25 protein-coding genes and 1 other annotated feature are annotated in these 25,588 nt (G+C 54.8%); of the genes, 11 read left to right on the top strand and 14 right to left on the bottom strand.

Annotation, left to right across the window (positions count from 1 at the left end):
• Positions 1–24: 24 nt before the first annotated feature.
• The 8 genes from hemH to APU11_RS11025 form a co-directional block, all read right to left on the bottom strand.
• Positions 25–987 (bottom strand): ferrochelatase, encoded by a 963-nt coding sequence (gene hemH / locus APU11_RS11060; protein WP_013095900.1) that lies wholly within the window; start codon positions 985–987, stop codon positions 25–27.
• Positions 988–1,111: 124 nt separating this feature from the next.
• Positions 1,112–1,756 carry an adenylate kinase gene (adk, locus tag APU11_RS11055; protein ID WP_006809841.1) on the bottom strand — a complete coding sequence of 215 codons (645 nt, stop codon included), beginning with the start codon at positions 1,754–1,756 and terminating at the stop codon, positions 1,112–1,114.
• Between the two features lie 195 nt (positions 1,757–1,951).
• Positions 1,952–3,826, bottom strand: coding sequence for a molecular chaperone HtpG (gene htpG, locus APU11_RS11050; RefSeq protein ID WP_058651637.1), 1,875 nt, complete (start codon positions 3,824–3,826; stop codon positions 1,952–1,954).
• Between the two features lie 110 nt (positions 3,827–3,936).
• On the bottom strand, positions 3,937–4,542 hold the full coding sequence (gene recR, locus APU11_RS11045) for a recombination mediator RecR (protein WP_013095898.1): 606 nt from the start codon (positions 4,540–4,542) through the stop codon (positions 3,937–3,939).
• Positions 4,542–4,874, bottom strand: coding sequence for a YbaB/EbfC family nucleoid-associated protein (locus APU11_RS11040; protein WP_003858972.1), 333 nt, complete (start codon positions 4,872–4,874; stop codon positions 4,542–4,544). Before APU11_RS11040 ends, recR begins: the two co-directional genes overlap by 1 nt.
• Positions 4,875–4,927: 53 nt before the next feature.
• Positions 4,928–6,853 carry a DNA polymerase III subunit gamma/tau gene (gene dnaX / locus APU11_RS11035; protein WP_020685009.1) on the bottom strand — a complete coding sequence of 642 codons (1,926 nt, stop codon included), beginning with the start codon at positions 6,851–6,853 and terminating at the stop codon, positions 4,928–4,930.
• Positions 5,534–5,598: a sequence feature (DnaX frameshifting element), on the bottom strand. (Overlaps the previous gene by 65 nt.)
• Before the next feature lie 88 nt (positions 6,854–6,941).
• The gene (gene apt / locus APU11_RS11030; protein ID WP_000127359.1) at positions 6,942–7,493 is read right to left on the bottom strand and encodes an adenine phosphoribosyltransferase; all 552 of its coding nucleotides are present in this window, start codon (positions 7,491–7,493) and stop codon (positions 6,942–6,944) included.
• Positions 7,494–7,644: 151 nt separating this feature from the next.
• On the bottom strand, positions 7,645–8,022 hold the full coding sequence (locus APU11_RS11025) for a DUF454 family protein (RefSeq protein WP_013095896.1): 378 nt from the start codon (positions 8,020–8,022) through the stop codon (positions 7,645–7,647).
• Between the two features lie 50 nt (positions 8,023–8,072).
• On the opposite strand from APU11_RS11025, the gene priC reads away from it, so the two are divergent.
• Positions 8,073–8,600, top strand: a complete 528-nt coding sequence (gene priC, locus APU11_RS11020; RefSeq protein ID WP_058651636.1) for a primosomal replication protein N'' — start codon at positions 8,073–8,075, stop codon at positions 8,598–8,600.
• 12 nt (positions 8,601–8,612) lie between these two features.
• Positions 8,613–8,798 (top strand): pleiotropic regulatory protein RsmS, encoded by a 186-nt coding sequence (gene rsmS, locus APU11_RS11015; RefSeq protein ID WP_023620091.1) that lies wholly within the window; start codon positions 8,613–8,615, stop codon positions 8,796–8,798.
• Between the two features lies 1 nt (position 8,799).
• Here rsmS and mscK read toward each other — a convergent pair whose 3' ends face one another.
• Together mscK and acrR are read right to left on the bottom strand one after the other, a co-directional pair.
• Positions 8,800–12,147 (bottom strand): mechanosensitive channel MscK, encoded by a 3,348-nt coding sequence (gene mscK / locus APU11_RS11010; protein WP_058651635.1) that lies wholly within the window; start codon positions 12,145–12,147, stop codon positions 8,800–8,802.
• A 113-nt stretch (positions 12,148–12,260) separates the two neighbouring features.
• A complete protein-coding gene (gene acrR / locus APU11_RS11005) occupies positions 12,261–12,914 on the bottom strand; it encodes a multidrug efflux transporter transcriptional repressor AcrR (RefSeq protein ID WP_013095892.1) in 654 nt (217 codons plus the stop codon).
• A 141-nt stretch (positions 12,915–13,055) separates the two neighbouring features.
• Between acrR and acrA the strand changes: the two genes are divergently transcribed.
• The 6 genes from acrA to APU11_RS10975 all read left to right on the top strand — a co-directional run bounded on the left by acrA (position 13,056) and on the right by APU11_RS10975 (position 19,895).
• A complete protein-coding gene (acrA, locus tag APU11_RS11000; RefSeq protein WP_023620093.1) occupies positions 13,056–14,249 on the top strand; it encodes a multidrug efflux RND transporter periplasmic adaptor subunit AcrA in 1,194 nt (397 codons plus the stop codon).
• A gap of 22 nt (positions 14,250–14,271) precedes the next feature.
• Positions 14,272–17,418, top strand: a complete 3,147-nt coding sequence (gene acrB / locus APU11_RS10995; RefSeq protein ID WP_013095890.1) for a multidrug efflux RND transporter permease subunit AcrB — start codon at positions 14,272–14,274, stop codon at positions 17,416–17,418.
• A 512-nt stretch (positions 17,419–17,930) separates the two neighbouring features.
• Positions 17,931–18,305 (top strand): Hha toxicity modulator TomB, encoded by a 375-nt coding sequence (gene tomB / locus APU11_RS10990; RefSeq protein ID WP_008499288.1) that lies wholly within the window; start codon positions 17,931–17,933, stop codon positions 18,303–18,305.
• A gap of 27 nt (positions 18,306–18,332) precedes the next feature.
• Positions 18,333–18,551, top strand: a complete 219-nt coding sequence (locus APU11_RS10985; RefSeq protein ID WP_013095889.1) for an HHA domain-containing protein — start codon at positions 18,333–18,335, stop codon at positions 18,549–18,551.
• 209 nt (positions 18,552–18,760) lie between these two features.
• Positions 18,761–19,312, top strand: coding sequence for a maltose O-acetyltransferase (gene maa, locus APU11_RS10980; protein WP_013095888.1), 552 nt, complete (start codon positions 18,761–18,763; stop codon positions 19,310–19,312).
• Positions 19,313–19,427: 115 nt separating this feature from the next.
• Positions 19,428–19,895 carry a YlaC family protein gene (locus APU11_RS10975; protein WP_013095887.1) on the top strand — a complete coding sequence of 156 codons (468 nt, stop codon included), beginning with the start codon at positions 19,428–19,430 and terminating at the stop codon, positions 19,893–19,895.
• On the opposite strand, the gene APU11_RS10970 is transcribed toward APU11_RS10975, so the two are convergent.
• On the bottom strand, positions 19,867–21,327 hold the full coding sequence (locus APU11_RS10970) for a PLP-dependent aminotransferase family protein (protein WP_058651634.1): 1,461 nt from the start codon (positions 21,325–21,327) through the stop codon (positions 19,867–19,869). The genes APU11_RS10975 and APU11_RS10970 overlap by 29 nt on opposite strands.
• Before the next feature lie 101 nt (positions 21,328–21,428).
• On the opposite strand from APU11_RS10970, the gene APU11_RS10965 reads away from it, so the two are divergent.
• Positions 21,429–22,139: a GNAT family protein gene (locus APU11_RS10965; RefSeq protein ID WP_058651633.1), complete on the top strand. Its 711-nt coding sequence runs from the start codon at positions 21,429–21,431 to the stop codon at positions 22,137–22,139.
• Here APU11_RS10965 and ykgO read toward each other — a convergent pair.
• Together ykgO and APU11_RS10955 are read right to left on the bottom strand one after the other, a co-directional pair.
• Positions 22,136–22,276, bottom strand: a complete 141-nt coding sequence (gene ykgO / locus APU11_RS10960) for a type B 50S ribosomal protein L36 (protein ID WP_003859006.1) — start codon at positions 22,274–22,276, stop codon at positions 22,136–22,138. The two genes, APU11_RS10965 and ykgO, sit on opposite strands and share 4 nt — an antisense overlap.
• Positions 22,277–22,278: 2 nt before the next feature.
• The gene (locus tag APU11_RS10955; protein ID WP_006176933.1) at positions 22,279–22,539 is read right to left on the bottom strand and encodes a type B 50S ribosomal protein L31; all 261 of its coding nucleotides are present in this window, start codon (positions 22,537–22,539) and stop codon (positions 22,279–22,281) included.
• A 231-nt stretch (positions 22,540–22,770) separates the two neighbouring features.
• Between APU11_RS10955 and APU11_RS10950 the strand changes: the two genes are divergently transcribed.
• A complete protein-coding gene (locus tag APU11_RS10950) occupies positions 22,771–24,348 on the top strand; it encodes an EAL domain-containing protein (RefSeq protein ID WP_048970695.1) in 1,578 nt (525 codons plus the stop codon).
• Here APU11_RS10950 and APU11_RS10945 read toward each other — a convergent pair.
• Entirely contained in the window at positions 24,329–24,604 is a 276-nt protein-coding gene (locus APU11_RS10945) for a metal/formaldehyde-sensitive transcriptional repressor (RefSeq protein WP_014830896.1), read from the bottom strand. The two genes, APU11_RS10950 and APU11_RS10945, sit on opposite strands and share 20 nt — an antisense overlap.
• A 134-nt stretch (positions 24,605–24,738) precedes the next feature.
• On the opposite strand from APU11_RS10945, the gene APU11_RS10940 reads away from it, so the two are divergent.
• Positions 24,739–25,566, top strand: a complete 828-nt coding sequence (locus APU11_RS10940; RefSeq protein WP_058651632.1) for a nickel/cobalt efflux protein RcnA — start codon at positions 24,739–24,741, stop codon at positions 25,564–25,566.
• Positions 25,567–25,588: the final 22 nt, after the last annotated feature.

Below are 25,588 nucleotides of genomic sequence, written 5' to 3'. Positions count from 1 at the left end.
GCACAAACCCGGCCCAGAGTGCGATCAGCGGCTGTTGGTCACCAGCGAGACCATCATGTCGATATGTTCCGGAGCGTCATTAAGTGCCGGAATGTACTCGTACTTCTCACCGCCAGCCTCAAGGAAAAACTCCCGGTTTTGCACCGCGATCTCCTCCAGCGTTTCCAGGCAATCGGCCGAGAAGCCCGGCGACATTACCTGAATATGCTTCACGCCTTTCTCGCCGAGCATTTTGAGGGTTTCATCCGTATACGGTGTCAACCACGGCTCGCGACCAAAGCGCGACTGGAAAGTCATCATCACCTTCTCCGGCGGCAGGCCGAGCGCGGACACCAGCTCACGCGTGGTATCGCGACAGCGCTGCGGATAATCATCCCCTTCGTTAGCGAAACGCTGCGGAATGCCGTGATAGGACAACAGCAGCAGATCCGGCTCGCCGTGTTTTTCAAACGACGCGCGGGCACTGCTGGCAAGCGCTTTGATATAGAGTTCGTTATCGGCGTAGTCGCGTATAAAGGTCACGCCCGGAATGCGGCGGCGGGTCGCCAGAATGCGGGCCAGTTCGTCCCACACCGCAGCGACTGTCGAGCAGGAGTACTGCGGGTAGAGTGCCAGCACCACAATGTGCTCAACCCCCTGCGCCAGCAGCGCGTCGACCGCACTTTCCAGAGACGGTTTGCCATAGCTCATGCCGAGTGCGACAGGCATATCCGGCAGGCGGGCAGCCAGCGCTTTCTCCTGACGACGGCTGTAGACCATCAGCGGCGAGCCCTCTTCCATCCAGACAGACTGATAGAGTTTGGCGACGCGCGGTGAACGAATGGGCAGAATCACGCCACGCAGTAATGGCCACCACAGCAGTCTTGGGGTATCCACAACGCGCGTGTCGCTTAAAAATTGTCGCAGATAGCGTTTTACCGCTTCTGGCGTAGGTGCTTCTGGGGTGCCCAGATTGGCAAGCAGGATGCCGGTTTTCGCCTGACTCATTCACGCCTCTTAACCATTTGAATGGTTGTCAATTGTAGCGGAAATGCGTTTAAACGGAACCCATTGCTGTAATAGGTAAGATGAGAAATATTCTCACCCGGGGCCCCGGGTGAGAGCAGTGCGATTAGCCGAGGATTTTTTCCAGCTCTGCACGAACGTCAGCCACGGCTTTAGTGCCGTCAACTTTCGCGTATTTGGTGTTACCCGCCTGCGCTTCTTTGGTGTAGTAGCCGATCAGCGGCGCAGTCATCTGATGGTATTCCACCAGGCGCTTACGCACGGTCTCTTCCTGATCGTCTTTACGGGTGGTCAGCTCTTCGCCGGTTACGTCGTCTTTACCTTCAACCTTAGGTGGGTTGAATTTAATGTGGTAAACGCGGCCAGAAGCAGCGTGCACACGGCGACCAACGATACGATCAACGATCAGCTCGTCTGGTACGTCGAACTCCAGCACGTAGTCTACGTTGATGCCCGCTTCTTTCATGGCGTCAGCCTGAGGAATGGTGCGTGGGAAGCCGTCCAGCAGGAAACCGTTACGGCAGTCTTCCTGAGCAATGCGCTCTTTGACCAGAGCGATAACCAGCTCGTCGGTCACCAGTTTGCCAGCGTCCATGATGTCTTTCGCTTGTTTACCCAGCTCAGAGCCAGATTTAACAGCGGCGCGCAGCATATCACCGGTGGAGATTTGCGGAATACCGTATTTCTCCATGATGAACTGAGCCTGAGTTCCTTTACCCGCGCCCGGAGCGCCAAGCAGAATAATACGCATTGCGAAAATCCCCTCAAAAGTCGATTCAATTTTTCAAAAGCGCTAAACAATACCACCAGAACGGATGCGGCTCAAGGAAGGCGGGAGGGCTGAAACGGTTAATGGGGGGAGATAATTTGGGGGAGTGCGGTCTGGTGCCCTCACCCCGGCCCTCTCCCACGGGGAGAGGGAGAAGACCAGGGGAGGCGTGGTCAATTACGCCAGCAGCAGCGCATTCACACGTTTAATGAAGAGGTTAGGATCTTCCAGCGTGCCGCGCTCGGCCAGCAGAGACTGATCCAGCAGCAGTTCAACCCACTCGGCAAAGCGGGTTTCGTCCTGGGTATCCGCCGCGCGTTTCACCAGCGGGTGATCCGGGTTCAGCTCGAAGATATATTTCACTTCTGGCATCGCCTGACCTGCCGCGGCGAACAGTTTCGCCATCTGGGTACCCATTTCGTCCGCATCGGTAGTCACAATCGCCGGCGTATCGGTCAGACGGTGGGTGAAGCGCACCTCTTTCACACGATCGCCCAGCAGGGTTTTCACGCGCTTAACGAACGGCTCCAGCGCCTTCTCGGCTTCTTTCGCGCTTTCATCTACTTCATCCGCCAGCTTGTCGATGGATTCATCGGCTTTGGCAACAGACTGGAATGGCTTACCGTCGAACTCGGTCAGGTAGTTCATCATCCACTCGTCGATGCGGTCAGAAAGCAGCAGCACTTCGATGCCTTTCTTACGCAGCAGCTCCAGGTGTGGGCTGCTCTTCGCCGCGGCGTAGCTGTCGGCGGTGATGTAGTAGATCTTCTCCTGCCCTTCTTTCATGCGGGAAACGTACTCTTCCAGCGACACGGTCTGCGCGGAGGAGTCAGTGTGCGTAGAGGCAAAGCGCAGCAGTTTGGCGATCGCTTCTACGTTCGCGGTGTCTTCCGCCGGGCCTTCTTTCAGCACCAGGCCAAACTGCTTCCAGAAGGTCTGGTATTTTTCCGCGTCGTCTTTCGCCAGTTTTTCCAGCATCTGCAGCGTACGTTTGGTCAGCGCGTTACGCAGGTTGCGGGTCACGGTGCTGTCCTGCAGAATTTCACGGGAGACGTTCAGCGGCAGATCGTTGGAATCTATCAGGCCACGGACAAAGCGCAGGTAATTCGGCATGAACTGCTCGGCGTCGTCCATGATGAAGACACGCTGAACGTAAAGCTTCAGACCGTGCTTGTGATCGCGGTTCCACATATCCCACGGCGCCTGCGACGGGATATACAGCAGGCTGGTGTACTCCTGCTTACCTTCCACACGGTTATGGCTCCAGGTCAGCGGATCGGTAAAGTCGTGGGCGATGTGTTTGTAGAACTCGTTGTATTCGTCGTCCTTGATTTCAGCCTTATTGCGCGTCCACAGGGCCTGCGCCTTGTTGATTTTCTCCCAAGAGACCACGGTTTCACCGTCTTTCTCTTCCTGTTTTTCAATCTCAACCGGCAGGGCAATGTGGTCGGAATATTTGCTGATGATGGAGCGCACGCGCCAGTCGTTCAGGAAATCGTCTTCGCCTTCACGCAGGTGCAGGGTGATTTCGGTGCCGCGATCCGCTTTGGTGATGTCATCAACGGTGTATTCACCTTCACCTTTAGATTCCCAGAACACGCCGTTTTCCGCGCTGTCGCCCGCCGCACGTGTACGCACGGTCACTTTGTCCGCCACGATAAACGCCGAATAGAAGCCCACACCGAACTGGCCGATCAGCTGGCTGTCTTTCGCCTGGTCAGAGCCCATAGATTCCAGGAACGCTTTGGTCCCGGATTTGGCGATAGTCCCGAGGTGGTCGATCACCTCGTCGCGGTTCATGCCGATGCCGTTATCGGCGATGGTCAGGGTACGGTTCTCTTTATTGAAAGAGACGCGCACGCGCAGCTCGCCGTCGCCTTCATACAGATCCGGGTTAGACAGCGCGCGGAAACGCAGCTTGTCCGCCGCATCGGAGGCGTTGGAAATCAGCTCACGCAGGAAGATTTCTTTGTTGGAATACAGGGAATGGATCATCAGGTGCAGAAGCTGTTTTACTTCTGACTGGAAACCACGGGTTTCTTGTCCTTTCATCTAAGTCGACCTCAACAATGCCATTTAATGGGGTTGTAAAACGTTGAGGGAGAGATGGGGATAAGCAGGGAAATTTTCAAGCGGAGGCTGCGAATGCCGCCTCCGTTTGGTCAGAAAATAATCTTGTGACGTCCGGCCAGAGAGTGCGACAGCGTGGTGCCGTCAACCATCTCCAGCTCGCCGCCAACCGGCACGCCGTGAGCGATACGGCTGGCGTCAACGCCGTACTGCGCGCACAGCTCGGCGATGTAGTTGGCGGTTGCCTCCCCTTCCACCGTGGGGTTGGTGGCGAGGATCACCTCTTTGATGGTCTCGGACTCCAGACGCTGTTCAAGGCGATCAAGACCGATATCATCCGGGCCAATACCGTCCAGCGGGGAGAGATGCCCCATCAGCACGAAATAGCGGCCAGAGAACTGCCCGGTTTGTTCGATGGCATAGATGTCCGCCGGACTCTCCACCACGCAAATCTGACCGTTCTCCTGACGACGCGGATTCGAGCAAATATTACAGACGTCCTGCTCGGTAAAAGTACGGCAATCCGCACAGTGACCAATTTCTGACATGGCGCGGGTCAGAGCCTGCGCCAGGCGCATCCCGCCGCTGCGGTCGCGCTGCAATAGCGTAAACGCCATACGCTGCGCCGACTTCGGGCCTACGCCCGGCAGGCAGCGCAACGCTTCCATTAACTGCGTGAGCAGCGGACTGGTTTGCATCAGAACGGCATCTTGAAGCCCGGCGGCAGTTGCATACCGCTGGATACAGAGGCCATTTTCTCTTTCTGGGTTTCGTCGATACGGCGAGCGGCATCGTTGAACGCGGCTGCAACCAGATCTTCCAGCATCTCTTTGTCGTCTTCGAGCAGGCTTGGATCGATTTCAACGCGGCGGCAGTTATGCGCACCGTTGATGGTCACCTTGACCAGACCGGCACCGGATTCACCCGTGACTTCCAGCTGAGCGATCTCTTCCTGCATCTTCTGCATTTTTTCCTGCATCTGCTGAGCCTGCTTCATCAGGCCACCCAGACCGCCTTTTCCACCAAACATAGGCTTCTCTCTCTTTCACGTTTAACGATGACAACCGTAAGTCAGACTCACGATCAAATGGGGCGAATACTCTCTTCATCCAGATCGGCGTCGAAGAACCGGCGCAGGGTCTGGATGTTGTTATCCGCAATAATCGACTCACGCGCCTGCGCGAGTTTCTCTTCATAAATGGCCTGGCGCCACTCCAGTGGCGTTCGCACCGCCGGATTATCATCTTCAATGATAGTCAATTCAACCGGTGCACCCTGCAATGTGGCCAGCGCCTCCGCCAGTGCTTTTTGTGCGCCGGGGGAGTTCAGGTGCCGTTGACCGGGACGCAGATGCAGACGCACCTGATTACCGTCCTGCTCTTTCCAGGCATTCAGCGCGACCTGCTCGACCAGCTTAGGCAAATGCAGTTTACTGACCTCCGCGGCCCAGGCGTCACGCGCGATAGACTCTTCCGCGAGCTTCGCGGAAAGCTCCGGTGTTTTTTCATGCTCCAGCGCTTTTTTCAGCGCTTTTGGCGTGGCGACCTCTTTCTTCACCTCTTCGACGATGGTCGTCGACTTCCAGCGGTAAGCCTCTTCTTTCACCGGGGCTTTTTGCTCGAGCGCGGACGGTGCCGGGCGCGCCTGTACGCGCTCCGTTACCGAGGCCAGTCGTTCAAGCGCGGCGTTGTTAACCGGCCGCGCTCTTCCTGGCGCTGCCGGTTCACTCTTTTTTGGTTTGGTTGCTCCCTGCGCTCGCTGCAACTGGCTGCGGGCGGCAAGCACCGAACTGGTGGCATCCGACAGCGGTACATTTTGCGGCGGCGCTGCCGGCTGTGCTGGCACCTGCTGCGGGGACATCACTGCCGTTGGAGCGGTCGGGGCGAATGACTGCCGGGGCACTTCAGGCTCTGGCAGCGGCATACGCGGGTGGAACGCCAGCGCACGCAGCAGCGTCATTTCAACGCCCATTCTAGGATCCGGCGCAAACGGCAGCTCTTTACGGCCAATCAGCAAGGTCTGGTAATAAAGCTGTACGTCAGCAGGCGGCACGGTTCGCGCAAGTTCACGCATCCGCTGTTCAATGGCCGCCATATCCGCCCCCATTGCTGACGGAGAGAGCTGAAGCATCGCTACACGGTGCAGCAGGCTAAGCATCTCGACCAGCAGGGCTTCCCACTCGACGCCACGGGCTGCAGCGGCATTCACCAGCGACATGACGCGCTCACCGTTCGCGGCGATCGTGGCTTCAATCAGGGAGAGCGCCTGGTCGTCGTCCAGCGTGCCGAGCATGGTGCTGACCGCCTCCGTCGACAGTTTACCGTCACCGCTGGCAATGGCTTGATCCGTCAGGCTGAGCGCATCGCGCAGGCTGCCGTCCGCTGCACGGGCCAGCAGTTGCAGGGCGCGCGGCTCGTGGACAATGTTCTCTTCGTCGAGAATGTGTTCCAGCTGAGTGCGGATCTGTTCAACGTCCAGCGCCTTCAGATGGAACTGCAAACAGCGCGACAGAATCGTCACCGGCAGCTTTTGCGGATCGGTGGTCGCCAGCAGGAATTTCACATGCGCAGGCGGCTCTTCCAGCGTTTTCAGCAGGGCGTTGAAGCTGTGACGTGACAGCATGTGCACTTCATCGATCAGATAGACCTTGAAGCGGCCACGCGCCGGGGCGTACTGCACGTTATCCAGCAGGTCACGGGTATCTTCAACTTTGGTGCGCGAGGCGGCGTCGATCTCGATCAGATCGACAAAGCGCCCCTGCTCGATCTCACGGCAGTTGTCACACACGCCACACGGCGTGGCGGTGATCCCGGTTTCGCAGTTCAGACCTTTTGCCAGCAAACGGGCAATAGAGGTTTTACCGACGCCGCGGGTACCGGAGAAGAGATAGGCGTGATGGATACGACCTAGCGACAAGCCGTTCGCCAGGGCCGTCAGCACATGTTCCTGACCGACAACGTCGGCAAAGGTTTGTGGTCGCCATTTACGGGCTAACACCTGATAACTCATGGGCAGGCTCTGCAACGCTGGAAGGTGAATTAATGGAGGGGAATGCTATCACAACCTCACCCATTGAGCGAGGTTGTGAGAAACGGGATTAATGACCCGGGAAAGGCACCAGGCTGTAGCTGGTAATACCCTGTTTTTCCAGGCGCTGTTCGCCGCCCAGATCGAACAGATTGATGATGAAGGCCGCATCGGTCACTTCACCACCCAGGCGACGAATCAGCTTCACGGTCGCTTCGATAGTGCCACCGGTTGCCAGCAGATCGTCCACCACCAGCACTTTGTCGCCAGGCTTAATGGCATCGACGTGGATTTCCAGCTGATCGGTGCCGTATTCCAGCTCATAGCTCTCCGCGATGGTTTCACGCGGCAGTTTGCGCGGCTTACGCACTGGCACAAAACCTACGCCCATTGCCAGCGCCACCGGTGCGCCAAACAGGAAGCCACGGGCTTCGGTACCTACTACTTTGGTGATCCCGGCGTTTTTATAACGCTCTACCAGCAGTTCAATGCTGAGCGCGTACGCTTTCGGGTCTTCCAGCAAGCTGGTGACATCACGGAAAAGAATGCCAGGTTTTGGATAGTCCTGGATGCTTTTGATGCTGTTTTTCAGATATTCAAGCTGCTGTGCAGTTGCGGTCATCGGTTTGTGCCTAAATGAAACAGTGTTACTCACAGCGCGCAAAGAGGCGGTAAAGGTAACAATTGTTTAACCTTTAACCAGGCGCGCCTGTGCTCGAAAACGGTCGAATTTACTGGCTGCGCACAATAATTGCAACAGCCATTATAAGGCTTCAGTGCTTTTGTTGCTTTTCATCAACCACGGGGATCCGCCACATGAAGATAAGCAGGCAGGTCAGGATAACCAGCAGCAGGATCCGCACCCACATCATTTTCACCAGCCATAATGAAATGGCGAAGGTGATGAGGATGACTGCAATCGCACGCGGCTTTGCGCCAGGCGGCATGGCCCGGTGTTTCTGCCAGTGGCGCAGATAGCCGCCAAACCACGAGCGATACAGCAGCCAGTGATGAAAACGCGGGGATGAGCGGGCAAAACACCAGGCTGCCAGCAGAATAAACGGCGTCGTGGGCAAAAGTGGCAAAACCACGCCCAGGGTGCCTAACACTACCGCCAGCCAGCCAATGATGATTAAAATAGTACGCTGCATAATGCGAATCGTTATCAAACTGAACGGCTACTTTACCACTGGAGCGCGCCTTGAAAATAGCCCTGCTTTTAGAGACGCTGCAAAATCAGCTCGTTGCCCTGCGCACGCAGGCGTCACCGTTGATGCAGCATGCGACGCTCAAACCGCGCTTTGACCGGCAGTTATTTCATACGCGAAGTACGCTGATGAAAGACTATCTTGATGAGGCGCAGACCAACCTCGACGAACTGCGACAGGCCGTGAATGACGGTAAACATGAGCAGGTGGCCTGGCTTGCGGAGCATCTCACCAGTCAGATCACCGCCTTGCACCGGGAGATCGCAGCCTGGCCCCTGCGTACCTGGGATAGCGCGTCTCCCGGCCTCGGTAAATGGCAGCGAAAACGGCTGGAGCACCAGGAGTTTGAACGCCGTCTGTTTGAGATGAAGCGCGAGCGGGAAGCACGTCTGAACAACAGTGAAACGCTGGAAGAGCAGCAGTTATTGATGCGCGAAATCGACGCGCTGGATGGACGTCTTGTCCGTTGCCGTCATGCGCTGGATGAGATCGAACGCGTCATTGAACGCCTGACCCGTTAAAAGGAGCCATACATGTCGCTGGAAAATGCCCCCGATGAGGTCAAACTGGCCGTCGATTTGATTATGCTGCTGGAGAATCATGAGATCCCGGCTGAGACGGTGCTGAAGGCACTGGAGATTGTGCGGCGGGATTTTGAGGGAAAGGTGAAGGCCGGTTGCCCTCACCCTAACCCTCTTCCACAGGGAGAGGGAAAATAGTTCAGGCGGGAGTCGGATCGTCACCCTTAATCTCACGCTTCACTTCCGTATGCTCGTCACCTTTCTCGTTATGCAGGTGAACCTCAAGCTGGTTGAAAGCAATATTGATATTGTTTTCACGGCACAGACGGTCGATGGAGCGGTTCAGTTCATCCACGGTGTAGCTGCGATCGCGAAGCTCACGCACGTATAAACGCAGCTCGTGATCCAGCGTGCTCGCCCCGAAGGTGGTGAAAAAGACGTCTGGCGCCGGCTCGTGCATAACCTTTGGATGCTCTTTTGCGGCCTTCAGCAATACCTCTTTCACCTTATCCAGATCCGAACCGTAGGCTACGCCGAGGCGGATCACCACACGCGTCGTCGTATCAGAGAGCGACCAGTTGATCAAACGCTCGGTCACGAACGCTTTGTTCGGGATGATCACCTCTTTGCGATCGAAGTCGGTAATGGTGGTCGCACGAATGCGGATCTTGCTGACGGTACCGGAGAAGGTCCCGATGGTCACCGTATCGCCAATTCGCACCGGACGTTCGAACAGGATGATCAGGCCGGAAACGAAGTTACCGAAAATCTCCTGCAGGCCAAAACCGAGACCCACAGAGAGCGCTGCCGCCAGCCACTGCAGTTTGTCCCATGACACGCCCAGCGAGCCGAAGACCGTCATCGCCCCGACAATAATAATGACGTAGTTGAGGATGGTGGTAATGGCATAGGACGCCCCCTGACGCAGGTTCAGGCGCGACAGCACCAGCACCTCCAGCAGACCCGGCAGGTTTCGAATCAGCGCCCAGGCCACCATCGACGACACCACCGCAAACAGCAGGCTGCCCATGGTGACGCTCTTCATCACCGCAGCGCCTGCTTCGGTCCCGCTGTACTGCCAGAGGGTGATACTGTCGAGATAGGCAAAGACGGTAATCAAATCAGACCAGATGGCCCAGAACATCACCGCGAACAGGGCAATCATCACCAGCATGGTGATACGCAGCGTCTGCTGGTTAACCTGCTCCAGCGCGATGGTCGGCTCTTCCTGCGGCTCCGCGCCTTCGGCGCCCTCTTTCACCTGATGCTGACGACGCGCAATGGCGCGGCGATAAGCGATACGGCGAGCCGCCACGCTCAAGCCGCGCAGCACGGTCTGGTAGAGCAGGTTCCAGACAATCACCAGATAGACGGTTTCTATCCAGCGGCCGGACAGACGCAGCGTGGTGTAGAAGTAGCCCGTCGCCGTGAGCACCATCAGCGCCAGCGGAATGATTGCCAGCACCGTGACGGTGGCGAGGCGCAGGTTGTGGGACTCTTTATCACGCCAGCTATCGCGGCACATCGGCCACATCAGGATGGCAATCAGCAGCAGGTTCAGCAGAATGACCAGCTGACCCAGAACGTCATCCATCAGATGCAGCGGAGAAAGCTCGGAAACCACCGACCAGAAGTGCAGCGGCAGGAGCGCCAGGCTGATGCGGACAATCTGACGACGCCAGTGGCTGGTCAGTTGCTGCGGCATATTGAAGTGACGCACCGCCACGCCGTCTTTTTCCAGCACCTTCCAGCACAGACCAAACACCAGCCAGAACAGGGCCAGCTTTTTACTGAAAGCCCACAGCAAATCGCTGACGTTGAGCTGCATGGTGAGCAGGATCAGGCCAACAGCAAGGATGATCAGGCACACCGGCAGCGCGCGAATGAGATCGATCAGAATCGCTTTTGGCGTATGCAGCTGGCTGTCATTTCGCAGTTGCCCCACTTCTGAGGCCAGCTTCGCCTGATAGTTCTTCAGCCATCCCAGACGCCAGCGGATCACGCCCGCAATCAGCAGCAGCGGTAATCCCGCCAGGAAGGCAATCATCATCGCGGGCCAGGCTTTCTCCCAGTTCCCGGTGATTTTCATGCTTTTAATCTGCGTTTTCAGCGTTTCGGGGAAGGATTTAATCCAGTCCCAGTCCATCGGTTTGTTGCTGTTAACCCAGAAAATCTGCTGGGTTAAAATCTCCTGCAGACTTTTAGAAACGCTCACCAGCTGCTGCTGGTTGATCTGCAGGTTAATCGCCATCATCAGCTGATTACCCAGCTGTTTATTGAGCTGGTCAAGCAGCTCGCGGCGCATATCCACCACCTGCAACAGTGCGTCGTGCACTTCCGGGTTCACTTCACTGGAGTGGCCCTCTTCTATTTTGGCGACAAAGGTATCGCTCTGGAAAAGGGCATCGCGCTGCTGGTTGACGTCAAACTGTTCCAGACGTAAATCCGCAATGCGGTTGGTCATGTCCTCCAGCTCGTCGGCAGAGGGCAGCGTCTGCTGTTGCTGATAAAGAATGCGTGACAGCAGAAGGCTGCCTTTCAGCACCGCAATTTGCTCTTTGATGTTACGTTCCGCCTGGAGCGCGCGGTCCAGCCAGTTTTTAACTTTAATGTTCTGTTGAACCAGCGAGTTACCGTTTTCGGTCGCCTGAATCAGGCGCTCGCTCAGCTGATGGTTCGCGTCGAGCTCCTGCTTCACCAGCGGATTGGCCTGGATGCGGGCGGTTTCGTCCGGCGATACCGCCTCCTGGGCGGTTTTTTCCGTCAGCGTCAGGCGCTTGCTGTTCACCGCCTCCTGCAACAGCTGAAGCTGGTGTTCCAGACGGTTAATGTTAGCGGTCACGTAATCACGCTGTTTTTGTAGCGTGTCCTGCAGCACCGTATTCCCTTCCAGGCTTTTACGCTGCTGTTCAATTTGCGCATTCAGTAACGACTGCTGAACCAGCAGCAGCGTTTGCTGCGTCGGGCGCAGCGTGCCTTCACCCACCGTGGTACCGTTCAGGCGGTTGCGGATTTGCTGCAGCTGCTGAGACGCGGCGTACATTGCGTTTTGTACGCGCTCGGGCTGAGTCTGCAAAGAGACAAGCTGACTGTTGTAGGTGGCGAGATCCGACTGTGCGGTTTGCAGGTCGTCGAGCAGTTGCGCGACGCGCGACTCCAGCTGACGCAGCGACAGCGTTGCCAGCGTTTTGCGCGTTTCGTCGTCGTTATCTACGTCGCTCAGGGCATTTAGCGAATCCGTTGCTTTACGCATGTTTTCAGGCGCCTGCGCCACCTTCTGACGAAGCTGGGTGGTTTCCGCTTTAACGCGATCGATTTTATCCAGTGATTCCAGCGTTTCCGTCAGATCCTGCTGAACGAGTTTGTCCTGAGGCGTGAGATCTTTTTGTTTATTCAGGGCGTCGAGCTGCGACTGAACATCAGCACGTGATGGAATGTCATTGCCGTTATCGGCGCGGGCCCAGGAAAGCGGTGCCGTTGCGAAGAAAAACAGCGTCGCGAAGAGTAGTGCAAGAACAGGATGTTGCGAGCGATTGGTGTGCAGCATAGTCGTGAGTGATGTCAGAAGATGACCGAAAATAGTCCGGCGTGCAGAATATCACGCTCGCCTGAAGCAGAATAGCGCGAACGTGAGCCTCTGAGATAAATCCTGGAAATGGCTCAGGCAGTGAGCGAAGGCGCGTCGCTGCGCAGCGTCGGGCAGAGTTGTAGCATTTCCAGTAAAATCGCCACGTAGCTGCGGGCTTCCGCTTTTAAGTCAAAGGATTGCGGGGCGAAAAGCCAGTTTTCCATCAGGCCCGAAATGTAGCTGCGCATCAGAATAGCCGCCCGGCGGGTCAGGAGATTGGCCGGTAGCAGTTTAGCCTGCATGCACTGGTTCAGGTTCTGTTCAATGCGGTCATAGCTTTCCAGGCTAAGGCTGCGCTGCGCCTGCTGCACGACAGCCATCTCTCCCACAAACTCACATTTATGGAAAATAATTTCCATCATTAACCGACGGCGCTCTTCAACTACCGTCGCTTCAAGGATATATACTAATATTTCTCTTAATACTGAGAGTGGATCGTCAGGGAATTTTGCCCGATACTCACTCTCGAGATCGCTAATGCTGGACTCTGAAAGCTCCCAGATTTCACTGAACAGATCTGACTTGTCTTTAAAATGCCAGTAAATCGCTCCCCGCGTAACGCCAGCGGCCTGAGCAATCTGTGCCAGCGAGGTTGACGAAACACCTTGCTGAGAAAATAAGCGGATTGCCACATCCAGAATGTGTTGTCGGGTTTCAAGCGCTTGTTGTTTGGTTTTTCGTGCCATAAGTGGGTGAATTTACAGGCGTCAGATTTACATACATTTGTGAATGTATGTACCATAGCATGACGATAATATAAACGCAGCAATGGGTTTTTGGACTCAGGACCATTGATCAATTTGAAATCGGACACTCGAGGTTTACATATGAACAAAAACAGAGGGTTAACGCCTCTGGCGGTCGTTCTGATGCTCTCAGGCAGCTTAGCGCTTACAGGATGTGACGACAAACAGGCTCAACAAGGAGCGCAGCAGATGCCAGAAGTTGGCGTTGTGACGCTCAAATCCGAACCTCTTCAGATCACCACCGAATTGCCTGGCCGCACAAGTGCTTATCGCATTGCAGAAGTTCGTCCTCAGGTGAGCGGCATTATCCTGAAACGTAACTTTACCGAAGGCGGCGATGTGCAAGCCGGTGAGTCTCTTTATCAGATTGATCCCGCAACGTATCAGGCGTCGTATGAAAGCGCGAAAGGCGACCTGGCGAAAGCGGAAGCGGCGGCCAAAATCTCTCAGCTGACGTTGAATCGTTACAAAAAACTGCTCGGTACGCAGTACATCAGCCAACAGGACTACGACACAGCCCTGGCGGATGCACAGCAGGCTAACGCGGCCGTTGTGGCAGCAAAAGCGGCTGTCGAAACCGCGCGCATCAACCTGGCCTATACCAAAGTGACCTCCCCTATCAGCGGTCGTATTGGTAAATCCTCCGTGACGGAAGGGGCACTGGTGCAAAACGGTCAGGCCACAGCGATGGCAACCGTGCAGCAGCTTGATCCGATCTACGTTGACGTGACGCAGTCCAGCAACGATTTCCTGCGACTGAAACAAGAGCTGGCAAACGGCACCCTGAAGCAGGAGAACGGCAAAGCCAAAGTGGAGCTGGTCACTAACGACGGCATCAAATATCCACAGGCGGGTACGCTGGAATTCTCTGACGTAACGGTCGACCAGACCACCGGTTCCATCACCTTACGTGCGATCTTCCCGAACCCTGACCACACCCTGTTGCCAGGTATGTTCGTTCGCGCACGTCTGGAAGAAGGCACTAACCCAACCGCACTTCTGGTTCCACAGCAGGGTGTGACCCGTACGCCACGCGGCGATGCGAGCGCACTGGTTGTTGGCGCTGGTGACAAAGTCGAAATGCGCAATATCACTGCTACGCAGGCGATTGGCGATAAATGGCTGGTGACGGACGGTCTGAAAGATGGCGATCGCGTGATTGTTACTGGTTTGCAAAAAGTTCGTCCTGGCGCGCAGGTTAAAGCACAGGAAGTGAAGTCTGACGATAAACAACAAGCTTCGGCCGCTGGCCAGTCAGAACAAACCAAGTCTTAACTTAAACAGGAGCCGTTAAGACATGCCTAATTTCTTTATCGATCGCCCCATATTCGCATGGGTGATCGCCATTATTATCATGCTGGCCGGGGGACTTGCGATCCTGAAGCTGCCTGTTGCGCAATATCCGACCATTGCGCCACCGGCGGTGACGATCTCCGCAACCTACCCGGGGGCGGATGCGAAAACGGTGCAGGATACCGTTACGCAGGTTATCGAACAGAACATGAACGGTATCGATAACCTGATGTACATGTCCTCAAACAGTGACTCCACCGGTACGGTTCAGATCACCCTGACCTTCGAGTCTGGTACTGATGCTGACATCGCGCAGGTTCAGGTGCAGAACAAACTGCAGCTGGCGATGCCGCTGCTGCCGCAGGAAGTACAACAGCAGGGTGTGAGCGTCGAGAAATCGTCCAGTAGCTTCCTGATGGTTGTTGGCGTTATCAACACCAACGGCACCATGACGCAGGAGGATATTTCCGACTACGTGGGCGCCAACATGAAGGACGCTATTAGCCGTACTTCAGGTGTGGGTGACGTTCAGCTGTTTGGTTCCCAGTACGCGATGCGTATCTGGATGGACCCGAATAAACTGAACAACTTCCAGCTGACGCCGGTTGACGTCATCAACGCCATTAAAGCACAGAACGCCCAGGTTGCAGCCGGTCAGTTAGGCGGTACGCCGCCGGTGAAAGGCCAGCAGCTTAACGCGTCCATCATCGCGCAAACCCGTCTGACCTCCGCCGATGAATTCAGCAAAATTCTGCTGAAAGTGAATCAGGACGGTTCGCAGGTTCGCCTGCGTGACGTGGCAAAAGTGGAGCTGGGTGGCGAAAACTACGACATCATTGCGAAGTTTAACGGCAAACCAGCTTCTGGTCTGGGTATCAAACTGGCGACCGGTGCTAACGCCCTGGACACCGCAACGGCTATCCGTGCAGAACTGAAGAAGATGGAACCGTTCTTCCCGTCAGGTCTGAAGATCGTTTATCCGTATGACACCACGCCATTCGTTAAAATTTCGATTCACGAAGTGGTTAAAACCCTGGTAGAAGCGATCATCCTGGTCTTCCTGGTGATGTATCTGTTCCTGCAGAACTTCCGCGCGACGCTGATTCCAACCATCGCCGTACCGGTCGTCTTGCTCGGAACCTTCGCCATACTGGCAATATTTGGCTACTCGATAAACACCCTGACGATGTTCGGGATGGTGCTCGCCATCGGCTTGCTGGTGGATGACGCCATCGTGGTGGTAGAAAACGTCGAGCGCGTCATGGCGGAAGAAGGTCTGCCGCCGAAGGAAGCAACCCGTAAATCCATGGGCCAGATCCAGGGCGCGCTGGTCGGTATCGCGATGGTGCTGTCCGCCGTATTTATTCCGATGGCGTTCTTCGGGGGCTCTACCGGTGCGATTTACCGTCAGTTCTCCATCACTATCGTTTCTGCGATGGCGCTGTCGGTGCTGGTGGCGTTGATCCTGACGCCTGCGCTGTGTGCAACCATGCTGAAACCGATTCAGAAAGGCGGTCACGGCGAGCACAAAGGGTTCTTCGGCTGGTTTAACCGCATGTTTGATAAGAGTACGCACCACTATACCGACAGCGTAGGGAACATTCTGCGCAGCACCGGTCGTTATCTGCTGCTCTATATCATCATCGTGGTGGGCATGGCCTATCTGTTCGTTCGTCTGCCAAGCTCGTTCCTGCCAGATGAAGACCAGGGCGTATTCCTGACGATGGCGCAGCTTCCGGCGGGTGCATCGCAAGAACGTACCCAGAAAGTGCTGGATGAAGTGACGGACTACTACCTCACCAAAGAAAAAGCGAACGTTGAATCCGTGTTTGCGGTTAACGGCTTTGGCTTTGCGGGTCGTGGCCAGAACACCGGTATCGCCTTCGTTTCACTGAAAGACTGGTCTGAACGTCCGGGCGAAGAGAACAAGGTTGAAGCGATCACCGGCCGTGCAATGGGCACCTTCTCGCAGATTAAAGATGCGATGGTCTTCGCCTTTAACCTGCCAGCGATCGTTGAACTGGGTACGGCGACCGGTTTCGACTTCCAGCTGATTGACCAGGGCGGTCTGGGCCACGAGAAACTGACTCAGGCGCGTAACCAGCTGTTTGGCGAAGTGGCTAAACACCCTGACCTGCTGGTCGGCGTGCGTCCTAACGGCCTGGAAGATACGCCGCAGTACAAGATCGACATCGACCAGGAGAAAGCGCAGGCGCTGGGTGTATCCATCAGCGACATCAATACCACACTGGGCGCAGCCTGGGGCGGTAGCTACGTTAACGACTTCATCGACCGCGGTCGTGTGAAGAAAGTGTACGTGATGTCTGAAGCGCAATACCGTATGTTGCCGAACGATATCAACAACTGGTACGTTCGCGGCAGCGATGGCCAGATGGTGCCGTTCTCAGCCTTCTCGACGTCGCGCTGGGAATACGGTTCACCGCGTCTGGAACGTTATAACGGGCTGCCATCCATGGAAATTCTGGGTCAGGCCGCGCCGGGTCGAAGCACCGGTGAAGCCATGAACCTGATGGAAGAGTTAGCCAGCAAGCTGCCTGCGGGTATTGGCTATGACTGGACCGGTATGTCCTATCAGGAACGTCTGTCCGGTAACCAGGCCCCTGCCCTGTACGCCATTTCACTGATTGTGGTGTTCCTGTGTCTGGCGGCACTGTATGAGAGCTGGTCAATTCCGTTCTCCGTTATGCTGGTGGTGCCATTGGGGGTTATCGGTGCGCTGCTGGCTGCAACGTTCCGTGGGCTGACCAACGACGTGTACTTCCAGGTAGGCCTGCTGACAACCATTGGCTTGTCGGCGAAGAACGCGATACTTATCGTCGAATTCGCCAAAGATCTGATGGAGAAAGAAGGTAAAGGCCTGATCGAAGCCACGCTTGAAGCTGTTCGTATGCGTCTGCGCCCTATTCTGATGACCTCACTGGCATTTATCCTCGGGGTACTGCCGCTGGTTATCAGCTCTGGTGCGGGTTCCGGCGCACAGAACGCGGTAGGTACCGGGGTAATGGGCGGTATGATCACCGCGACCGTACTGGCTATCTTCTTCGTACCGGTGTTCTTTGTGGTGGTTCGCCGCCGCTTCAGCCGGAAGAATGAAGATATTGAACACAGTCATTCGGTAGAACCTCACTGATACCGGTTTCACATGATAAAAAGGCCGCATTAGCGGCCTTTTTCATTTCTGAAAAAAATCATAAAATACGCTTATTGTCGTTTTATTTATTTTATGCCATGTTTAAAAGGCATATCATAATTAGCAGAAAACTTAATGGGCGAACTCAGGATTGTTTTAATTCCATTTCGCCGCTTAACTTATTAGGAATATTCCTAATAACAAGTCCATACAAAGAAAATTCTGAATCCGGACTTTTTCCGCGTGTTTACGCTAAATCAATGAAACGTAAGGAAGCGAAAAAAAACCAGCGTTAATTTGGATAAAAGTGTTCATCTTAGGATGTACTATTGCGTAAACGCTCGCAGACTCTGATTTTAATTGTAATTTTTCGTAATAGCGCGGTGAAATCCTGATCAGAGTGGCTTATAGTTAGAGTGAACAGGAGCACAGCACCCGTAGAGCTAAGTAGGTTGTATCCATCCCGACAATGATGTTCGGTGAGTAAGAAATCACTCAGAAGGGGATGCGCTATGGACGAGTACTCGCCAAAAAGGCATGATATCGCGCAGTTGAAATTTCTCTGCGAATCCTTGTACCATGACTGCCTTGCCAATCTTGATGAAAGTAATCATGGCTGGGTGAACGATCCAACATCGGCCATCAATTTGCAATTGAATGAGTTGATAGAGCATATCGCGACCTTCGCACTTAATTATAAAATTAAGTACAATGAAGATAATAAACTGATTGAGCAAATTGACGAATACCTGGATGACACCTTTATGTTGTTCAGCAGCTACGGCATTAACGCGCAGGATTTGCAGAAATGGCGTAAATCTGGAAACCGGCTATTCCGCTGTTTCGTCAACGTGAGCAGAGCTAACCCGGTTAGCCTTTCCTGTTAAAATTATTACAATGACTAAGGTGAATTTATGTCTGATAAACCACTCACAAAAACCGATTATTTGATGCGCTTACGACGTTGTCAGTCAATTGACACACTCGAACGCGTGATTGAAAAAAATAAATACGAGCTTTCTGATAATGAACTGACCGTATTTTATTCAGCCGCTGACCATCGCCTTGCCGAGCTGACCATGAATAAACTGTATGACAAAATCCCTCCTTCCGTGTGGAAATTTGTCCGTTAGTTGTTGCAGTGTGTCTGTAGAGGTTCTACGCCACTCTCTTAGTTGTTTATACCTTTCGAATTACGATCCCGGTGTTAAAGCCAGGTCTCCGTGTAAAACGTGATCATTAGCAACAATGTTGTGACTTTAGTCACACGCGCTTTTCGGGAACGTTCCCTTTCTGGCTTATCCCGATTACCCTGCGGTAATCGAACCCAGAGAGGCATCCTATGAGCGTAGAAAAGCAGAAAATGATTGCGGGTGAACATTACCGTCCTGGTGATGAAACATTACGGGCCGACCGACTGCGCGCCCGCCATCTGGTTCACCGCTATAACCACTCCGCCCCCGATGAGAAAACAGAACGCCAGAAGATTCTGGCGGAACTGCTGGGGCAAAGTGAAGGGGCTTATATTGAGCCAGCTTTCCGTTGTGACTATGGCTATAACATTTTCCTGGGCAAAGAATTTTACGCTAACTTCGACTGCGTGATGCTCGATGTCTGCCCTATTCATATTGGTGATAACTGTATGCTCGCGCCTGGCGTGCATATTTATACGGCCACCCACCCGCTGGATGCCGAAGAACGCAACAGCGGAGTGGAATACGGTAAACCCGTGCGCATTGGCAATAATGTCTGGATCGGCGGACGGGCAGTGATTAACCCGGGCGTCACGGTGGGGGATAATGTGGTGATCGCCTCCGGCGCTGTGGTGACAAAAGATGTCCCGGCCAATGCCGTCGTCGGGGGTAATCCGGCGAAAATTATCAAAATGCTGTGAAGGTGTGGGGAGCCAACTGTTATGGTCTTTCAGCACATAACTGTTACTTTTTTCAGTCAAATGGCTCCCCTAAAATAGGCAGATCCCCTGTATTCAACAATCATGAAGGCAAAAAATGACCGAAATACAGCGCCTGCTTACCGCCACCATCGACGATCTCAACATCCGCGAAAAGCGCGATAATCGCCCGCGCTTTAGCATTAGCTTTATTCGCAAACATCCAGGCCTGTTTGTCGCAATGTATGCCGCCTGGCTGGCAACGCTGATTGTCATGCTGAAATCCGAAACGCTGGTGGACTCCGTCTGGCTGCTTGTGGTGCTGTTTGTGGTATTTAACGCGTTTTTCTTTTTTGACGTGCATCCGCGCTATCGTTATGAAGATATCGACGTGCTCGATTTCCGGGTCTGCTACAACGGCGAGTGGTACAACACCCGTTTTGTCCCGCCGGAGCTGATCGACAGCATTCTGCACTCCCCTGCGGTAGAAACCGAACAAAAAGAGAAACTGCAAAAAATGGTCTCAACCAAAGGCCAGCTCTCTTTCTATGATGTCTTTACCCTTTCCCGCCCTGCTGTTGCGTGATCAGTATCTGTATGCGTCGGATAGCCGACGCATACAGTGAAGCCGATGTGTTCCCGTAGCCTAATACCAGACCGCTCTGCCCCTGTTTTGTATCAAGGTAATACCCGCTCAATGCCGCTGGAGCCAGCTGATACGCCCTGGCCTGTTCCACCAGTTGCCTGTCGTCGATTCCGTCAATCGCCACCGTCAGATGCATGCCCCCTTCCCCCGCCAGAACCCGGTGTGGTACATGAAGCTCCGCATTCAGAGCCTCACGCAGCTGTCGGTAGCGTTTACGATAGAGACGACGCATGGCTGCCAAATGGCGCGCATAGTGGCCCTCTTCAATGAACAGCGCCAGGGTACGCTGCTCGGCGCGATGCCCGCCGCGCAATAACGAACCGATGGCCGGGCGTGCCGCTTTCGCCAGCGCCGGGGGGAAAACCATAAACCCCATTCTGAGCGACGGGAATAACGTTTTGCTGAATGTTCCCAGATAAACAACGGGCGCATGGTTAATCATTCCCAGCATCGCCGGTACCGGCTCACCGCTATAACGAAACTCGCTGTCGTAATCATCCTCGATAATCCAGGCGTTATGTTGTCGCGCCACATCCAGTAACGCCAGACGCCGCCGCGCGCTGAGGACACTTCCGTACGGAAACTGATGTGAAGGTGAAGTAAAAATAAGCGAAGGGGACGGCGCATCTGTTCCTTCCCAGCACATGCCCTCTCCATCAACCGGTATTCCCGTTATGGCTAAACCCGCTTTCACAAAGGCGCTTTTTGCGCCGGCATAGCCGGGATCTTCCACCCAGGCAACATCGCCCGGCTCACTCAATAGCAGGGTGCAGAGGTTCACACCTTCCAGTGCGCCTTCGGTGATCACAATCTGGCTGGCGTCGCAGTCAATCCCGCGGGAAAGCGCAAGGTGGCGGGCAATGGCCGCCCGCAAAGCAGGTTCCCCGGCGGGATCGCCGTAGCCCAACAGGGCACTTCCCTCCTCCCGCAACACGCGATCGTACAGGCGCCGCCAGAGCGGCAAGGGAAAATAGTTGATGGCCGGTGTCCCCGGCGTAAAGGCCAGAACCGGCGTGCTACGCGGTACAGGGGCAGGCAGTGCGCTAACCCGCCCGGCAAGCGCAACCGCAGGTGCCGGTAAATCCTGCGCGAGCTGACGGGCCGCCAGCGGTGCCACCCGCGTTCCCTGGCGGCTACGCAACAGATACCCTTCGAGGGTGAGCTGTTCCAGTGCCCCATTAACGGTGTTTCGGGAAAGGGAGAGATGCCCGGCCAGCGTTCTGGAACCAGACAGGCGACTACCGGACTGTAACCTGCCGGACAATATGTACTCCCGCAATGAAAGATAAAGCGTGCGCTGCAGCGTCTCTTGTCCGCGGTTTTTCAGCGCCGTATTCAGCAAGGTATACAGTTCATCGCCTGGAATATTCATCGCCCCTCCTTGTGGTACCACCAAAACATAGCCTGTTGGTACTTTTTAAGGAACCACTTCTTCACTAGTCTGGAACTCTTTACAACGTCACGGAGATGAAGATGAATACTTTCAATCAGTTTGGGCAGCCGGTGGGCGAACCGCTAATCGACTGGCAGCCCCGTCAGCACCCTTCCCGGGTGGTCCTTCAGGGCCGCTACTGCTGGCTTGAGCCGCTGCAGGTGGAGCATGCCGGTGCGCTGTGTGCCGCTTATTCGCTCGCCGGGGATACCCGAAGCTGGACATGGCTTCTGCGTGAACCCGATGCCACGGCAGGAGAATTTGCCGCATGGGTGGCAAGCGTGAGTGAATTATCAGACCCGATACACTTTACCGTCTTCGATAATCAGACCCGCTCCCCGGTGGGAACCCTGGCCTTGATGCGTATCGACCCCAAAAATGGCGTTGTGGAGGTGGGACACGTTCATTTCTCCCCGCTGTTGAGCCGCACGCCAATGTCTACCGAAGCGCAGTTTCTGCTGATGCAATACGTGTTCGATACTCTGGGCTACCGGCGTTATGAGTGGAAGTGCAACAGCCTGAACGAGCCTTCCCGCAAGGCTGCGCTGCGTCTGGGCTTTTTGTTTGAGGGGCGTTTTCGCCAGGCGCTGGTCACCAAAGGCCATAACCGGGATACGGACTGGTTTTCGATTATCGACAAAGAGTGGCCAGCGCTGGCGAGCGCCTTTGAAAGCTGGCTTGCCACCGACAATTTTACTGCCGATGGCAAACAGAAAAGATCCCTGGAAAGCTGGCGTGAAACGGGCGTCTAGCGTCTTTTTTTACGTCCCTGCACCGCTTTAAAGCGCGGGTTTGATTTGCAAATCACATACAGGCGTCCCTTACGTTTGACTATCTGGCAATCCGGGTGACGCTGTTTCGCACTCCGCAACGAGTTAAGTACTTGCATGATCACCCCCGCTTCGCATTAAGAAAGCCGCCAAAACGTTTACGGAAGCGCGCCGCGCTGCCATCCGTCGAGAAGGTTTTCTGTTTGCCGGTATAAAACGGATGCGATTTTGAAGAGACCTCGATGGTGATGTAAGGATAGGTTTCACCGTCGAGTTCAATTTCGCGGTCAGTCTTGATGGTTGAACCAACTTTAAAGTATTCATTGGCACTGGTGTCGTGAAACACCACGGTGCGATAGGCTGGATGGATATTGGGTTTCATCGTGAATCACTCATGTTTTGTTATAACATAACAAAATAATATCCAGGCTCTGCGGTAAAAACAACCCCCGAGAGTGCATCACATTTCCGACGATATTTTTTGATTTCGCTGCTGCGGAACGAAAACCATGACGCTCACGTGCTATAACTATATCATTTCGCGGTAAAAACTTTCTCCTCTGGCAAGCGTCTCAGTGCCCTGGAGTGGGCATATGAGGAAGGACACGGCAGCATGAAAACCCGACATCTGGTCAGCCTGGTGACTGGCATACTGATCTTTTCTGTGCTGATACCGATTTGCCTCAGTATCTGGCTGGCGCATCGCCAGGCGGAAGAAAAATTTGTCGATGCGCTGGACAGCTATGCCTCACGCGTGCTGTTGCGTACGGACAGGGTTGTTGGGCAGGCCAAGGAAGCGCTCACGCAACTGCAGACCTTTAAAGGCCCTCCCTGTAGCCATCTGCATTTACGGGAAATGCGCCGGATCGCCTTCTCGTGGCTCTATGTTCAGGAAGTGATATACACCGATAACCTTAAGCCACTGTGCTCGTCGCTGGAACAGGTCAGCAAAGCGACCGCGTTCCCGCCGCCCATGCGCATTACGGAAGATGGCTATAGCGCGTGGCTTACGAGGCCAAATGAACTCGGTTTCAACCGCAACATGGCCGTGCTGGGGCAAGGACATTATCTTGTACTGGTCGATCCCGCCTCGCTGGTGGATGTGATCCCCTTCGCCGATATTTCTATCGATGCCGCCCTGGTAGCGAACGCAACGCATCTCGTGTTCTCCAGCAGCAGCAAACTTGATCCGCACATCCGCAACATGATTAAAGATCAGGAGATGGTCAGTGTTGAGTACAACGGTGCAATGTACGTCATGAAGCCCGTACCGGAGCTGGGAATAAACGTTGTTGCATGGGCTGCACTAAAACCGCTGGCGGAAACCTGGCACCGGCAGCTCCTTTTCTGGCTGCCGTTTGGCATGCTGATAAGCCTGCTTGCCGCCCTGTTTGTTCTGCGGATATTGCGTCGCATCCAGTCACCGCGTAACCGCCTGCTTGATGCCATCAATAACCGCGAATTCGAGGTTCACTACCAGCCTATTGTGGCGCTCTGTAGCGGGAAAATAGTGGGCGCAGAGGCGCTAACGCGCTGGCCTCAGCCTGACGGGAGTAGCCTGTCGCCTGACAGTTTCGTCCCGCTGGCGGAACAAACGGGGCTTATCTCGCGCCTCACGCATCTGGTGATCGAAAAAGTGTTCGAGGATATGGGCAACTGGCTGCATCTCCATGCCGATCAGCATATCTCCGTCAACCTCGCGCCTGCAGATTTAACCTCCGGCAAGCTGCCGCCGCTTCTGAGCCAGCTACTAAATAAATGGCAAGTCCGCCCGGAACAGATAGCGCTTGAATTAACCGAACGCGGCTTTGCCGATCCCAAAATCAGCGCACCGGCCATCGCCGCTTTTCGCCGTTCGGGCCACGCCATTTACATCGATGATTTTGGCACGGGCTATTCCAGCCTGAGCTATCTGCAGGATCTGGACGTCGACACGCTGAAAATTGATAAGTCGTTCGTGGATGCGCTGGAGTACAAAAACGTAACGCCACACATTATAGAAATGGCGAAATCACTGAAGCTGGCGATGGTTGCTGAGGGAGTGGAAACCGCAGGGCAGCTCGCCTGGCTGCACCGTCACGGCGTGCAATACGGGCAAGGCTGGTACTACAGTAAGGCGCTGCCAAAAGCGGAATTTATGGCATGGGCAGAAAATAACCTTAACGCCCCTTCTACTTCAGATAAGATTTGATCACCTGTAAAACCACGCCAAGATCGGCCTCACGCTGATCTTCCTCAGGCTCTTTGACGACGTGATCGGTTAAATGGCCTTCGATCACCTGCAGCATCATGCCATTCACCGCACCGCGGATCGCGGCCAGCTGCTGTAATACCTCGGCACACTCATGCTCGTCGTTACTGAGCATTTTTTCCAGCGCGGTGCTCTGTCCCTGAATTTTCTTCAGGCGAGTCAATAACATCTTCTTGTGACGAACCGTATGTGACATCTCTGCATCCTTCTTCTTCTGGCGGGTAAAGCATAACACGCCCTACTCCCCCTGAGTATTTTTCTACTGGGGGGTAGTATTCAACTACTGGGGGGGAGTACTATCTGCGCACCTTTTCCAGTGCGGATTTTGTAATGAACGATTTTGCTTCTCTTCTGCAACAGGGCAACGCATGGCTATTCATTCCCAGCGCGATCCTGCTCGGTGCCCTGCATGGTCTTGAGCCGGGCCACTCTAAAACAATGATGGCAGCCTTTATTGTGGCGATCCGTGGCACGCTGAAACAGGCGGTATTGTTGGGGCTGGCGGCCACGCTTTCCCATACCGCGGTAGTCTGGATCATTGCCATGGCGGGATTATGGTTTGGTCGCGGCTGGGATGCGCAAACCTCTGAACCCTGGTTCCAGCTTATCTCTGGGGTATTGATCGTTTTGATCGCGCTGTGGATGGCGTGGCGTACCTGGAAGGAGAATCAGCCGCACGATCATCATCACCACCATGACCATGACCATGACCATGACCATGACCATGACCACCATCATGATCATCACCACCATGAACATCAACTGGTTGCAGAGGAGTGGCAAGACGCCCACCAGCGCGCCCATGCGCAGGATATCAATCGTCGTTTTAACGGACAAAACGTCACCACCGGGCAAATTGCGATGTTTGGGCTGACCGGCGGGTTGATCCCCTGCCCGGCGTCAATCACCGTCCTGCTGATCTGCCTGCAGCTCAAGCACTTTGCCCTGGGCGCCACGCTGGTATTTAGCTTCAGTATTGGTCTGGCGTTAACGCTGGTGGCATCGGGCGCGATTGCCGCGTTAAGCCTTAAACATGCGACAAAACGCTGGCCGGGGTTCAGCGAGTTTTCACGCAAAGCACCGTGGTTCTCTGCGGCACTGATTATCCTGGTGGGGGGTTACATGATCCTGCACGGGTTAGGCGGTATCCTGGCCTGAACCAGGCGGCCAACGCGTGGCC

It is taken from the genome of Enterobacter sp. 50793107 (genome assembly GCF_001463365.1).
Classification (GTDB): domain Bacteria; phylum Pseudomonadota; class Gammaproteobacteria; order Enterobacterales; family Enterobacteriaceae; genus Enterobacter; species Enterobacter cloacae.
Note: the sequence above shows the minus strand (reverse complement) of the source record. Positions and strands in the feature narration are given on the sequence as shown.

Bases quoted from the DNA above. Each gene is read 5' to 3' on its own strand.
- hemH (WP_013095900.1), bottom strand. From the start codon at position 987: ATGAGTCAGGCGAAAACCGGCATCCTGCTTGCCAATCTGGGCACCCCA.
- adk (WP_006809841.1), bottom strand. From the start codon at position 1,756: ATGCGTATTATTCTGCTTGGCGCTCCGGGCGCGGGTAAAGGAACTCAG.
- htpG (WP_058651637.1), bottom strand. From the start codon at position 3,826: ATGAAAGGACAAGAAACCCGTGGTTTCCAGTCAGAAGTAAAACAGCTT.
- recR (WP_013095898.1), bottom strand. From the start codon at position 4,542: ATGCAAACCAGTCCGCTGCTCACGCAGTTAATGGAAGCGTTGCGCTGC.
- APU11_RS11040 (WP_003858972.1), bottom strand. From the start codon at position 4,874: ATGTTTGGTGGAAAAGGCGGTCTGGGTGGCCTGATGAAGCAGGCTCAG.
- dnaX (WP_020685009.1), bottom strand. From the start codon at position 6,853: ATGAGTTATCAGGTGTTAGCCCGTAAATGGCGACCACAAACCTTTGCC.
- apt (WP_000127359.1), bottom strand. From the start codon at position 7,493: ATGACCGCAACTGCACAGCAGCTTGAATATCTGAAAAACAGCATCAAA.
- APU11_RS11025 (WP_013095896.1), bottom strand. From the start codon at position 8,022: ATGCAGCGTACTATTTTAATCATCATTGGCTGGCTGGCGGTAGTGTTA.
- rsmS (WP_023620091.1), top strand. From the start codon at position 8,613: ATGTCGCTGGAAAATGCCCCCGATGAGGTCAAACTGGCCGTCGATTTG.
- mscK (WP_058651635.1), bottom strand. From the start codon at position 12,147: ATGCTGCACACCAATCGCTCGCAACATCCTGTTCTTGCACTACTCTTC.
- acrR (WP_013095892.1), bottom strand. From the start codon at position 12,914: ATGGCACGAAAAACCAAACAACAAGCGCTTGAAACCCGACAACACATT.
- acrA (WP_023620093.1), top strand. From the start codon at position 13,056: ATGAACAAAAACAGAGGGTTAACGCCTCTGGCGGTCGTTCTGATGCTC.
- acrB (WP_013095890.1), top strand. From the start codon at position 14,272: ATGCCTAATTTCTTTATCGATCGCCCCATATTCGCATGGGTGATCGCC.
- tomB (WP_008499288.1), top strand. From the start codon at position 17,931: ATGGACGAGTACTCGCCAAAAAGGCATGATATCGCGCAGTTGAAATTT.
- APU11_RS10985 (WP_013095889.1), top strand. From the start codon at position 18,333: ATGTCTGATAAACCACTCACAAAAACCGATTATTTGATGCGCTTACGA.
- maa (WP_013095888.1), top strand. From the start codon at position 18,761: ATGAGCGTAGAAAAGCAGAAAATGATTGCGGGTGAACATTACCGTCCT.
- APU11_RS10975 (WP_013095887.1), top strand. From the start codon at position 19,428: ATGACCGAAATACAGCGCCTGCTTACCGCCACCATCGACGATCTCAAC.
- APU11_RS10970 (WP_058651634.1), bottom strand. From the start codon at position 21,327: ATGAATATTCCAGGCGATGAACTGTATACCTTGCTGAATACGGCGCTG.
- APU11_RS10965 (WP_058651633.1), top strand. From the start codon at position 21,429: ATGAATACTTTCAATCAGTTTGGGCAGCCGGTGGGCGAACCGCTAATC.
- ykgO (WP_003859006.1), bottom strand. From the start codon at position 22,276: ATGCAAGTACTTAACTCGTTGCGGAGTGCGAAACAGCGTCACCCGGAT.
- APU11_RS10955 (WP_006176933.1), bottom strand. From the start codon at position 22,539: ATGAAACCCAATATCCATCCAGCCTATCGCACCGTGGTGTTTCACGAC.
- APU11_RS10950 (WP_048970695.1), top strand. From the start codon at position 22,771: ATGAAAACCCGACATCTGGTCAGCCTGGTGACTGGCATACTGATCTTT.
- APU11_RS10945 (WP_014830896.1), bottom strand. From the start codon at position 24,604: ATGTCACATACGGTTCGTCACAAGAAGATGTTATTGACTCGCCTGAAG.
- APU11_RS10940 (WP_058651632.1), top strand. From the start codon at position 24,739: ATGAACGATTTTGCTTCTCTTCTGCAACAGGGCAACGCATGGCTATTC.